9 protein-coding genes are annotated in these 12,474 nt (G+C 67.3%); 3 read left to right on the top strand and 6 right to left on the bottom strand.

Annotated features, from left to right (window positions below; all coding sequences use genetic code 11):
- Positions 1-108: 108 nt before the first annotated feature.
- From IAE58_RS18325 to mtnC, 3 genes are all read left to right on the top strand, one after another.
- The gene (locus tag IAE58_RS18325; RefSeq protein ID WP_199934530.1) at positions 109-750 is read left to right on the top strand and encodes a methylthioribulose 1-phosphate dehydratase; all 642 of its coding nucleotides are present in this window, start codon (positions 109-111) and stop codon (positions 748-750) included.
- A 92-nt stretch (positions 751-842) separates the two neighbouring features.
- Positions 843-1,400: an acireductone dioxygenase gene (locus IAE58_RS18320; protein ID WP_108756069.1), complete on the top strand. Its 558-nt coding sequence runs from the start codon at positions 843-845 to the stop codon at positions 1,398-1,400.
- A 3-nt stretch (positions 1,401-1,403) separates the two neighbouring features.
- The gene (gene mtnC / locus IAE58_RS18315) at positions 1,404-2,099 is read left to right on the top strand and encodes an acireductone synthase (protein ID WP_199934531.1); all 696 of its coding nucleotides are present in this window, start codon (positions 1,404-1,406) and stop codon (positions 2,097-2,099) included.
- A gap of 154 nt (positions 2,100-2,253) precedes the next feature.
- On the opposite strand, the gene IAE58_RS18310 is transcribed toward mtnC, so the two are convergent.
- The 6 genes from IAE58_RS18310 to IAE58_RS18285 form a co-directional block, all read right to left on the bottom strand.
- Positions 2,254-4,872 (bottom strand): glycoside hydrolase family 2 protein, encoded by a 2,619-nt coding sequence (locus tag IAE58_RS18310; protein WP_199934532.1) that lies wholly within the window; start codon positions 4,870-4,872, stop codon positions 2,254-2,256.
- A gap of 47 nt (positions 4,873-4,919) precedes the next feature.
- Complete coding sequence (locus IAE58_RS18305; protein WP_199934699.1) at positions 4,920-6,161, bottom strand: AGE family epimerase/isomerase; 1,242 nt, start codon at positions 6,159-6,161, stop codon at positions 4,920-4,922.
- Positions 6,158-7,153, bottom strand: a complete 996-nt coding sequence (locus IAE58_RS18300) for a carbohydrate kinase (RefSeq protein ID WP_199934700.1) — start codon at positions 7,151-7,153, stop codon at positions 6,158-6,160. The genes IAE58_RS18305 and IAE58_RS18300 overlap by 4 nt, the downstream gene beginning before the upstream one ends.
- Before the next feature lie 7 nt (positions 7,154-7,160).
- Positions 7,161-8,474, bottom strand: a complete 1,314-nt coding sequence (gene fucP / locus IAE58_RS18295) for an L-fucose:H+ symporter permease (RefSeq protein ID WP_199934701.1) — start codon at positions 8,472-8,474, stop codon at positions 7,161-7,163.
- Between the two features lie 63 nt (positions 8,475-8,537).
- The gene (locus IAE58_RS18290) at positions 8,538-9,587 is read right to left on the bottom strand and encodes a LacI family DNA-binding transcriptional regulator (RefSeq protein ID WP_108761881.1); all 1,050 of its coding nucleotides are present in this window, start codon (positions 9,585-9,587) and stop codon (positions 8,538-8,540) included.
- 97 nt (positions 9,588-9,684) lie between these two features.
- Positions 9,685-12,129 carry a GH92 family glycosyl hydrolase gene (locus tag IAE58_RS18285; RefSeq protein ID WP_199934702.1) on the bottom strand — a complete coding sequence of 815 codons (2,445 nt, stop codon included), beginning with the start codon at positions 12,127-12,129 and terminating at the stop codon, positions 9,685-9,687.
- Between the last annotated feature and the right edge of the window lie 345 nt (positions 12,130-12,474).

Here is a 12,474-nt window from a genome sequence, read left to right as displayed (position 1 = left end):
CCGCCCCCCCCCCCCCCCCCCCCCCCCCCCCGGCCAACCCAAGGAATCAGAACGGCGCCCCAGCCACGAGGGGCTCAGCCGTTGGCCGAATCCAGTAAAATCACCCGCATGAACGCCCCCACCTTCCCCTACGACACCGCGCGCCTGAGCGAACTGGCCCAGCTGCTGATCGACAACGTCCGCGAACTGGCCCAGGCCGGCTGGACCCCGGCCACCAGCAGCAACTTCTCCCACCGCCTGGACGACCGCCACGCCGCGATCACCGTCTCGGGCAAGGACAAGGGCCGCCTGATCGAGGACGACATCATGGTGGTGGATTTCGACGGCCTGGCCGTCGGCCGCCCGCTGCGCCCGTCAGCCGAAACCCTGCTGCACACCCAGCTGTACCGCCGCTTCCCCGACGTGGGCTGCGTGCTGCACACCCACTCCCCGGTGCAGACCATCGCCTCGCGCCTGTACGCCCCGCAGGGCCACATCCGGGTGGAAGGCTACGAACTGCTGAAGGCCTTCGCCGGCAACAGCACCCACGAAATGGCCATCGACATCCCGGTGTTCGCCAATACCCAGGACATGAACGTGCTCTCGGCCCAGGTCGATGACCTGCTGGACCGTCAGCCGCTGTGGGGCTACCTGATCGACGGCCACGGCCTGTACGCCTGGGGCCGCGACATGGCCGAAGCGCGCCGCCACATGGAAGCCTTCGAGTTCCTGCTGCACTGCGAACTGGAGCTGCGCAAGCTGCGCGGCTGAACCATCGCGCACAGGCACATGCCCATTGGCCATCTGGCCACCGCCTGCACCCTGTTACCCTGTCTTTCCCCCGGAATGTTCAAGCTGCCGCCATGAGCCGACTGCGCATCTACGACGACACCCGCCCCGACTCGCCGCTGCTGGATACCCAGGACGGCGCGGTCATCGCTGCCGAACTGCAGAAGATCGGCGTTACCTTCGAGCGCTGGCAGGCCGCCGCGCCGGTTGCCCCCGGCGCCAGCCAGGATGAGGTGTTCGCCGCCTACCGCGCCGACATCGACCGCCTGGTGGCCGAGCGCGGCTTCAAGAGCGTGGACGTGGCCTCGATCGCTCCGGACAACCCGAACCGCGCCGAACTGCGCAAGAAATTCCTCGACGAACACTTCCACAAAGAAGACGAGGTTCGTTTCTTCGTCGCCGGCTCCGGCCTGTTCACCCTGCACGTGGGCGACAAGGTGTACGAAATCGAATGCGTGAAGGACGACCTGATCGCGGTGCCCGATGGCACCACGCACTGGTTTGACATGGGCGATGAGCCCAGCTTCGTGGCGATCCGTTTCTTCACCGAGCCGGATGGCTGGGTCGGTCATTTCACCGGCACCGACATCGCGCAGAAGTTCCCGCGTTACATTCCTACCCAGGCGTCCTGATCCATGCAGCCCCGCGTCATCCTGACCGACATCGAAGGCACCACCAGCAGCATTTCGTTCGTCAAGAACGTGCTGTTCCCCTACGCCCGCCAAGCCCTGCCGGCGTTCGTGGCCGAACACGGCCAGCAACCGGAGATCCGCCGCTGGCTGGATACGGTGGCCACCGAGATTGGCGGCGCCTGCCAGGACAGCCTGGTGGTGGAAACGCTGCAGGGCTGGATCGACCAGGACCGCAAGCACACCGCGCTGAAGGCGCTGCAGGGCGTGATCTGGGATACCGGCTACCGCCGTGGCGACTACACCGCCCACTTCTACCCGGAAGTGGCGCCGGTGCTGAAGGGCTGGCACGCCTCGGGCCTGCCGCTGTACGTGTATTCGTCCGGCTCGGTGCCAGCGCAGAAGCTGTTCTTCGGCTTCAGCGATGCTGGCGACCTCAGCCCGCTGGTGTCGGGCTGGTTCGATACCGAAGTGGGCGGCAAGCGTGAGGCCGACAGCTACCGCCGCATCGTGCAGTCCATTGGCGTGCCGGCCGGCGAGATCCTGTTCCTGTCCGATGTGGTGGAAGAGCTGGACGCCGCGCGCGAGGCCGGGCTGCAGACCCGCCTGATCGATCGCCTGGACGATTACCCGCTGCCGCGTACCGGCCAGGCCGCCAACGGCCACGAGCGGGTCGAGAATTTCCAGCAGATCCAGCTGTAACTGCAGAGGGTAGATGCCAACCTTGGTTGGCATGCACCCGAAGCACCCGGTAGATGCCAACCTTGGTTGGCATGCTCTTGATGTGCCAACCAAGGTTGGCATCTACCAAAGCGGAGTGTAAGGTTGGCACCTACCAGAGCGGGGTGTTCCGCCCTCAACGGTCGTTCAGGGTTTTCACCTGCAACGCGCCACGCAATGCGGCCAGATCCACCGGGCCGCTCACGGCGATGTCGCGCGTCTCGCCCGGCAGCAGATCCAGCAGGTTGTCCTCCACCTGCGCATCCAGCGCACCGAAGTCGATCCAGGCGGCACGTACATACGCCTTGCTCTGCAGTCGCAGGCGGTAGTGATCGCCCTCGGTCTGCAGCGTGGCCCGCAGCGCCTGCGACGGCAGTGCCTGGTCCTTTGCTTCAACGAAGCCCACCACCTGCCGCGCACTGACGTTGCCATCCTGCAGCAGTTCGAACACCGCCACGGTACGCGTCGGGTCGGCGCCAGCCAGCAATTCGGCATCGCCGAAGTCACCCACCGAGGTGACCCCGGCGGCCGCCAGCGTCACCGCTGTCTCGCGACGGCGCAGCACCTTGCCGTCCACATCCATTACCCGCAGCTGCCAGCGCGCGTCCACTGCAGCGCCATCGTTGATCAGGCGCACGCGGGTGCTGCCTTCGTCACGCAGGGCCGCCACGGTGACCGGCGCGAAGAAACGTCGCGCCGCGAAGTGCAGTGCTTTCCAGCGCCCGAAGTAATCCACGCTGGACCACGATGCACCCGGCCAGACATCGTTGAGCTGCCAGTACAGCGAGCCCATGGTGTACGGCCGCGATGCGCGATGATGCAACGCCGCCAGTGCAATGCCATCGGCCTGCATCACCTGGCTCAGGTACACGAAATCGGCGAAGTCCTTTGGCGTGCCGTAACCGCGCTCGATGTACTGCAGCAGGCGGCTGTTGCCCTCGCCGGCCATGAACTTCTGGTGGGCGCGGATCACCGGGCTGTCGATGCGCTGTTCGGCGCGCGTGGCGATCTGGTCCACCGTTGCCAGCGACGGCCAGGCCTGCAGGCCGTACTCGGACATGAAGCGCGGCGTCTCCTGCAGGTACGCTTGCACCGGCAGTGCCGGGTTGCCCCAGACCTGCCAGTAGTGCTTGTCGCCGCGGCTGGAATCGTTGGCCTTTTCATCCAGATCGTTGCTGGGCGAACTGGACCAGTACGGCACGCCCAGCCCTTCCTCGCCCACCACCTGGCGCAGGTCGTTGCCGAACAGATCGACATAGCCCTGCCAGACCTGCGCGGCATACGCCGGGTCGGCAGCCTTCAGGTCGCGGCCATGGCCCCAATCCTTCCACGCGGTCTCTTCTTCGTTGTTGCCACACCACAGCACGATGCTGGGGTGGTGGCGCAGGCGCCGCACGTTGTCGCGCGCTTCGGCCACCACGCTGGCCCGGAACGCCGGATCGTAGCCCGGCTGCATGCCACCACCGAACATGAAGTCCTGCCAGACCAGCAGACCCAGCTCGTCGGCAATATCAAAGAACGCGTCGTCCTCGTAATACCCGCCACCCCAGTTGCGCAGCATGTTCATGTTGGCATCGCGCGCGGCGGTCAGCACCTGGCGCAGGCGCGCCACATCCACCCGCGCCGGGAACGCATCGAACGGAATGACGTTGGCGCCCTTGGCGAAAATCTCCACGCCATTGATGACAAAAGCGAAACCCTGCCCGCCCTTCTCGTCGTTCTCGCGGCGCAGTTCCACCGTGCGCAGGCCGATGCGCTGCTCGCGCTGGAGTGTCGGGTCGCCGCCAGCGTCCAGCTGGGCGCGCACCGTATAGCGGCCCTGCGCGCCCTGCCCCACTGGCCACCAGCGGCGCGGGGCGGCCAGTTCAACCGGAATTTCCACGCTGTTCTGGCCGGGCTGCAACAGCACCGGGCGCTGCACCGTGGCCACAATGCGGCCTTCGGGATCACGCACCTCCACGTCCACCCTGGCCGAGCCGGCAGCATTGCCCTGCTCCACCTGCAGCAGCACGGCCAGCCGCGCCTGCTGCGCGTCCAGGGCATCGGTACGCACGGCCAGATCGGTCAGGCGGTGCGTGTCCCAGGCCTGCAGATCCACGCCACGCCAGACACCGGCGGTCACGTAACGCGGGCCCCAGTCCCAGCCGAAATGGTAGGCCGGCTTGCGTGCGAAGTTGCCGACCATCGCGTCCTTGGGCTCATCACCGTAGGGCGAGGGATAGTTGCCGGCAATCTTGTGCGGCATCGCCTGCACGCCCGGCAGCAGGGTGCGGATGGGCGAACGGAACACGATCTGCAGTTCATTGCCGCTGGGCCGCAGCCGCCCTTCCACGCGTGCGCGCCAGGTGCGGTGCGCATTGTCGGCGCGCAGCAGCGGCTTGCCGTTCAAGCGCACCTCGGCATAGGTGTCCAGGCCGTCGAAACGCAGTTCGGCATGCGCCTTGGCCAGGGTCGCCGCATCTACATCGAAGCGCGCGCGGTATTCCCACGCTGTCAGGCCGATCCATTGCAGCTCGGCCTCCGGCGCGCCCACGTAGGGGTCGCGGATCAGGCCATGGGCCAGCAGGTCGGTGTGCACGCTGCCAGGTACGCGCGCCGTGCGCCACTGTTGCAGGCCGGGGTGCGCGGCGCCCTGCGCATCGCCGGGCAGCATGCGGAATTCCCATTGCGCCGGCAGAGGCGCGGCCAGCGCGGGGAAGCTGCCAAGCGTGAACAGCAGCAGGAGCAGACGGACAGCGAGGGGAAGACGGTGCACGTGTGAGACTCCTGTTGTGTCCGCCGGGCATGGCCCGGCGTGCGACGTCAGCGAACGACGTTCAGCACTTCGTAGCACGCGCCCATGGTGTGGTAATCCACCTTGCCGGCCGGGCTCTTTTCATTGCTGTACTTGCGGTTGTCTGCATCCAGGATGCGGAACCAGGCGCCGTACTGGTGGTCGACGAAGTGCTCCCACGAATACGCCCACAGCCGGTCGTACCACTGCCAATAGCGGTCATCGCCGGTGCGCTGGGCCATCAGCGCGGCCGTAGCCAGGGTTTCGGCCTGCACCCAGAAGTACTTGTCGTCGTCGCAGACGAAGCTGTCGCCGCCAATCGGCGCACCGTCCATGCCGGGCTGGCGCCGCGATTCCGGCGCGAAACCGTAGTACAGGCCGCCACGCGCTTCATCCCAGCTGCGCTCGACCGCCACATCGAACAGGTGCTGGGCGGTGGGCACCAGCCATTCAGCCTGCACGTGGCGGTCCAGGATCAGCAGCAGCTTGGCCCATTCGGTCTGGTGGCCGGGCTGGAAGCCCCACGGGCGGAACAGGTGCTTGGGATCGTCCAGGTTGTAGTTCCAGTCGATCTCCCAGTTCGTGTCGTAGTGTTCCCACACCAGGCCGCCGGCCTTGGCGGCCTGGCGCCGGGTCATGTTGTCGGCCAGCTGCAGTGCGCGCTGCACATAGCGCTGCTCGCCACTGGCCTCGAACGCGGCCAGCATTGCCTCGCACATGTGCATGTTGGCGTTCTGCCCGCGGTAGCCGGTGAAGTTCCACTGGCCGTCGGCTTCATCCTTGTAGAGACCGTGCCCGGCTTCCCAGAAGCGTGCTTCCAGCAGCTGCCAGGTTTCGTCCATCCACGCGCGGGCCTGTTCGACGCCGGCCTTCAGCGCGCAGCTGTAGGCCAGCAGCACGAATGCCACGCCGTAGCAGTGGTTCATATCGTCTTCGACCTGCCCATCGCGCAGCGTCCAGGCGTAGCCGCCGGTGGACGGGTTGCGGTGCACCTCGCGCAGGTAGCGCACGCCATGTTCAATGGCCTCGCGGTACTCGGCATTACCGAATTCGCGGTAAGCCATGGCGTAGTTGAAGACGAAGCGGGTACTGCTGACCAGGTGGCGGTGGCCGGCGTCGTAGACCGTGCCATCGTCCAGGAAGTAGTGGAAGAAGCCACCGTTGTGGTCGATGCAGCGCGGGTGGTAGAACGCCATCGTGTCGGCGATGTGCGCGCGCAGGAACTCGGCCGAGCGGAACTGCGGAACGAAGCGGGAGGCGGTCTGGGTCATGCGGAAAGTTCCTGGGTCTGCAGCAGCTGCTGCACTTCATCGAGCGAGGGCATGGCCGCGAAGGCGCCCTTGCGGGTGACCGCCAGCGCACCGACAGCCGCGCCGAAGCGCAGCGTTTCGGTGATCGCCTGCGGGTCCTGGCAGAAGGCGGCGAAGCCAGCGCCGGCACCGCCGCGCTCCAGCAGGCCCACGAGCACGCCGCCCACGAAGGCATCGCCGGCGGCGGTGGTATCCACCGTGGCCACGCTGAAACTGGTGACCTGGCCCTGCTGCTCGCGGGTGTACCAGCGAAGCGTGGCGGCACCGTCGGTCACGATCACCCAGCGTGCCTGTGCGCCCAGCAGACGCTGCAGTACGACCTGGTCACCGTCGGCACCGTGCGGCGCGGCCAGGTAGTCCAGCTCTTCGCGCGAGAGCTTTACCAGGTCGGCGCGCTCCAGCGCCTGCCACAGGCGCGGCGTGGGATCGGTGTCGGCCGGCCACAGCGCCGGGCGCAGGTTCAGGTCAAGGCTGACCACCGCACCGGCGGCACGCGCACGCTCCATGCCGGCGAAGGTTGCCGCGGCAATGTCCGCTTCGGTCAGGCTGTTGGAGCACACATGGAAACAGGCGGCGCTGTCGAAGCAGGTACCCTGGAAATCGCTGTCACGGAACAGCAGGTCGGCCGCCGGCGGCCGGTAGAAGCTGAAGCTGCGTTCGCCGTGCGCGTCCAATGCCACGAATGCCAGCGCGGTCTTGGCTGCATCGGTGCGCACGATGTAGTCGGTGCCCACGCGGTGCTCGGCCAGGCTGTCGACCAGGAAATCACCAAACATGTCCCGGCCCAGCATGCCCACGAACTGGGTCTGCGCACCCAGCCGGGCGGCGGCCACGGCCACGTTGGCCGGCGCACCGCCGGCGTACTGCAGGAAGGCGCGCGGGGTGTCGGCCGAGGCCGGCGGCTGCGCTAGTAGATCGATCAAAATTTCGCCGAAGCAGACAATGGCACCCATTTCCGACTCAGCCTCCCTGCGGGCCGACGGACGGCGGGCGCGAGCCCACCAGACCGTAGAAGATGATGTAGACGTAGCAGACCACCGGCAGCACGAAGCTCAGGTGCAGGCCGATGCGATCGGCCAGCATGCCCTGCAGCAGCGGAATGATCGCGCCACCAACGATGGCCATGATCAGCAGGCTGGACGCCTTGTTGGTCAGCGGACCCAGGCGTTCGATGGCCAGCGAGAAGATGGTCGGGAACATGATGGAATTGAACAGGCCGGTAGCCACGATGCCGTACAGCGCCACCTTGCCGCCCGAGCCCAGGGTGACCGCCAGCAGCACCACGTTGGCCAGCGCGAAGCCGGCCAGCAGGCGGCGCGGCGAGAATTTGGCCAGCAGCCAGGCGCCGGCGAAGCGGCCGACCATGGCGCAGCCCCAGTAGGCCGACACGTAGTGGGTGGCCTGCTGTTCGCTCATGCCGCCGATTTCTGGGAGCGCCAGGTAGTTCACCATCAGGCTGCCGATGGACACCTCGGCGCCCACGTAGAAGAAGATGGCCAGCACGCCGAACAGCACGTGCGGCTGCTTCAGCGCATCCAGCAGGGTGTGGTGGCTGGTGTCGGCCTGCTCGGTGGTTTCGGTCAGGCTGGGCAGGCGGAACAGGTAGACGAACACGGCCAGCAGCACCAGCGCGATCGCCAGGCCCACGTACGGGCCCTGCACCGACTGCGCTTCGGCAGTACGGTAGGCCAGCTGCTCGGCCATCGGCATCGCTTTGATCTCGTCACCGCTCTTCACCGCGGTGCTCAGGATCAGGAAGCCGCCGAACAGCGGCGCCAGCGTGGTGCCCAGCGAGTTCAGCGCCTGCGCCAGGGTCAGGCGGCTGGAGGCGGTTTTCTCCGGGCCCAGCAGCGCCACGTACGGGTTGGCCGCCACCTGCAGCACGGTAATGCCGGTGGCCAGCACGAACAACGAAGCCAGGAAGGCGTCATAGGTGCGCAGCGCGGCCGACGGCCAGAAGCCCAGCGCGCCCACACCGGCAATCAGCAGGCCGGCGATGATGCCCTTCTTGTAGCCCAACCGTGCCACCAGCCGACCGGCCGGCACCGACATCAGGAAATACGCGCCGAAGAAGGTGAACTGCACCAGCATGGCGCGGGTGTAGTTCAGCTCGAACACGGCCTTCAGGTGCGGGATCAGCACATCGTTGAGGCTGGTCAGGAAGCCCCACATGAAGAAGATGGTGGTGGCCACCCACAGGGCCGCACGGGCATTCATCACCGGCGCCTGGCTGCTGTTGGTTCCCGATGGACGGGGCGTTGCGGAAATCGGCATGCGGTTCGCGCCTCGATGCGCGTGTAGGTCGTTGGTACGTGGAAGGGAAAAGGTCGTAGGAAATCAGTTCGGCCGCGCGGCACTGCTCTCGCGCACGCGCAGCTGCACCGGGGCGACGGTGCGCCGCGGCGGTGCATCGGGATCATCCAGGCGTTGCAGCAGCAGCGCGGCGGCCTGCCGGCCACGCTCGCGCGGATCGGCGGTCAGGGTGGTCAGCGGCGGCACCGCCACCGAGGCCTCGGAAATATCATCGAAACCGGTCACCGCGAAATCACCGCCGGGGCGGATGCCGCGGGAGTTCAGGCCCAGCATCAGGCCCAGCGCGACCGTGTCGTTGTAGCAGACCGCGGCACTGGGACGATGGCCGTCGGCGAACAGTTCATCGGTGCGCGCGGCCGCCTCCAGGCGATTGGGCGCCGATTCGATCATCCAGCCCGGCGGCAGCGCCAGGCCCGCCTCGGCCAACGCCTGCTGGAAGCCGGCGCGGCGCTGGTGGCAGGAACTGGAATCGGCATGACCGCCGAAGAAGGCGATCTGCTGGTGGCCGCGCTCGATCAGGTGGCGGGTGGCCAGATAAGCGCCGTGCTGGTTGTCCAGGGTCAGGAAGTCCCAGTCGGCCCCTTCCAGTTCGCGGTTGAACAGCAGCACGTTGGCGTTGGCACCCAGCGCCTGGCGCAGCAGCGTGGCATCGCTGCCCTCGGCCGGCGACAGGATCAGGCCGGCCGGGGTGTGCTCCATCAGCGTGGACAGCACCGCCTGCTGGCGCTGCGGCGATTCGCCCGTGCTGCCCAGCAGGGTGACATAGCCTCGCCCGCCCAATGCCTCGTCCACGCCAGAAGCAAATTCGGCGAAGAACGGGTTGGACAGATCGTTGATGACCAGCGCGATGCTGCTGGAGGTGCGCCGGCGCAGGTTGGCTGCCGCACGGTTGTAGACGTAGCGCTGGCGGCGCAGTTCGGCCTCCACCTTGGCCCGGGTATCGACATTGACCAGCGGACTGCCACGCAGCACCAGCGACACGGTGGCGCGCGACACGCCGATCGCACGGGCGATGTCGGTCACCGTCACCGCCTTGCCGGAACGCTTGCTGGAAGTGCCGTCGTTGTCGTTCATCGCTGTACCGGGCTCCTCGGGAGGGTCAAGCCTAATGGATCGGAGGCCATTCGTGCCGTGCCGTTCGCTGGTTGGCCGCCAACGGCACGACGATGGCTCAGCGCAGCACGCTGCCTGGTGCAGCGCACCATGAGACCGGCAGATCCTTTACCGCCGTACCCCAGCCCTGGGTCGGGGCCTGTGCATCCAGCGCGAACTGCAGGCGCGGGCCCTGCTGCAGCTGGTCCCAGTCCAGCCACACCGGGGCATGCGCGCGGCCATCCAGCTGCACGCCCTGCACGTACTGCAGGCGGCGGCCATCGGCGCCGGGCGCGTCGATGCGCAGCGTGCGACCGTTGCCCATGTCCACTTCCACCTTGGCAAAGCGCGGCGTGTGCAGCAGGAACTGGCCGCTGCCCGGCACAGCCGGGTACACGCCGATGGCACTGAACAGGTACCAGGCCGACATCGTGCCCAGGTCGTCATTGCCGGTGACGCCGTTGGGCGCGTTGGTGAACAGCTGCTGCGCCGCACGCAGCACGTTGGCGGTCTTCCACGGCTGGCCGATCAGCGTGTACAGCCACGGCGCGTGCAGGTCCGGTTCGTTGTTGGGGTTGTAACGGAACTGGTTGTAGTAGCTGTACGGCCCTACCACCCATTCCTTGCGCGCGGCGGTAAGCGGATCGGCCTGCAGCGCATCCATCGCGAAGAAGGCATCCAGGCGGCGGCCGGCCTGCTCGCGGCCGTCCATTGCTTCCACCAGGCCCGGCACGTCCTGCTGCGCCAGCCACTGGTACTGCCAGGCAGTGCCTTCGTGGAAGCCATGGTGCGAACGCGGGCTGTAATGGCCGTCGGCCGGGGTGTACCACTGGCCGTCTTCGGTGCGCGGGCGCGGGAAGCCGGTAAAGCCGGTTTCGGCGTCACGCACCTGCGGGTCCCACACCTTGCGCCAGTTGCGCCCACGCTCGCGCAGCGTGGCCGAATCCTGCGCATGGCCCAGGCCATCGGCCATCTGCGAAAGCGCGCAGTCGGCCAGTGCGTATTCCAGCGTGGCCGAGCCACCATGGTGCGGGTCCACGTCCATGCCCTTGGACGGGAACGCGCGGTCATAGACCACGTAACCCTTGTCCAGGTAGGTCCGGTTGCCCGAGCGACCGGCCATCCGCGAGTTCAGCGGCGGCGTGCCGAAGGCATTGCGGCGCAGTGCATCCCAGGCCTGCGATTCACGCCCCTTCAGCGCACCGAAGCGCCACAGGTCGACCATGAACGGGGTGACCGGATCGCCGGTCATGATGTTGGTTTCGAAGTTGGCATAGCCCCAGCGCGGCAGCCAGCCGCCCTGCTCGTCAATGGCCAGCAGCGTGCGACCGATATCACGCGCCACGTCCGGACGGGTCAGCGCCAGCCACTGGTTCTGCGCGCGATAGGTATCCCACAGCGAGAAATACTCGTAGTAGGTCCAACCATCGGCGCGGTGGATGCCATCGTCATAGCCACGGTAGCGGCCATCGGCATCGCTGCCGGTGAGCGGCTGCAGCAGCGCGTGGTACAGCGCGCTGTAGAACACGGTGCGGTCATCGCCCGTGCCACCCTGCACGCGCACCCGCGCCAACTGCTCGCGCCAGTCCTGCTGGGAAAGCGCGCGCATACGGTCGAAGCCAATCAGCGCCCCACCCTGCATGCCCTCGGCGCGCAGATTGGTGCGTGCGCCCTCGGCATCCACGTGCGAGATCGCACTGACCGCCGTGACCGACTGGCCCTTGGCCAGATCGAAGGTGAGCCAGGCACCGTTCGGCTTCTGCTCGCCTTCCATGCTGTGCCGCGCGTTGGGCAGGCCACCGGTCTCGCCCCACGTGCCGTGCGCCTTGAACGGGCGATCGAATTCAACGCGGAACCAGGTGGTGTACTGGTGGCCGCCGCAGAAGCTCTTGGTGACCAGCTTGCCTTCCACCACCCGGTCGCCCACCACGTCCACCACGCTGCCGATCACCGAATGGCGCTCGTTGGCCTGGCCCACGTTCACCAGCACATGGCCATCGCCGCTGCGCTGGCTGAAGGTGTAGCGCTCGGCCGCGGCGCGGGTGCGCGCGGTGGCTTCGGCGTCGATGCCGCCGTAGCTGGTCAGGCGCACCTTGTAGTAGCCGGCCTGGCCCACCTCACCGTCGTGGGTGTAGTTGGCGGCGTAGGCCTTGTGGTCGAACTGCTTGGGGTTGGCGGTATCGAAATCGCCGCCCGGGCCGATGCTGCCGGTCACCGGCAGGATGGAGACCTGGCCGCCCTGTTCCCAGCAGCCGGCGCCGGACAGGAAGGAATGGCCGAAGCCGCGGATCTTTTCGTCGTCGTAGCGCCAGCCGGAATAGTGGCTGCCGATCGGGCTGACCTGGATCAGGCCGAACGGTGCCGACGCGCCGGGGAAGGTGTTGCCGTCATCCTTGCTGCCGATGAAGGTGTTGACCTCGCGTTCGAGTGCGGCAGGTGCGGCCTGCAGCCAGGGCGTGATGGCCAGGGCCAGCAGGCAGGCGGCGCGGGCCAGCGGCCGCGGGGACAGCGCCGGCAGGCGCAGGAGGGAACGACGGCGGGACAACCTGGTCACGGACAGGACTCCTTGGCGGCAGGGCGGCAGCGGGTGCCGGCCGCTGCGGCCGAACTCCCCGTTTCCATCGGTACAAATCCGCACCCCGGCGGATTTAGATCGATTGAAGTAGAACAGGGAGCGCCCGCCCATGCATTCTGCGCCGCAGCAAAGAGGGGGTGTTCTGCAGGGCCTGCGGCCCTGCACCTGCTGAGAGCCACGGCCACGGCCACGGCCACGTCAAAAGCTGGGGTCCTGTGGGATGGCGGGGTGGGTCCGATTGAGGGGGACGCTGCAAGTACGTCCCTGTAAGCTCGGTCGCCGCATCCATGCGGC

Origin of the sequence: Stenotrophomonas sp. S49 (assembly GCF_016624905.1) — a bacterium.
Lineage (GTDB): Bacteria > Pseudomonadota > Gammaproteobacteria > Xanthomonadales > Xanthomonadaceae > Stenotrophomonas.
Note: the sequence above shows the minus strand (reverse complement) of the source record. Positions and strands in the feature narration are given on the sequence as shown.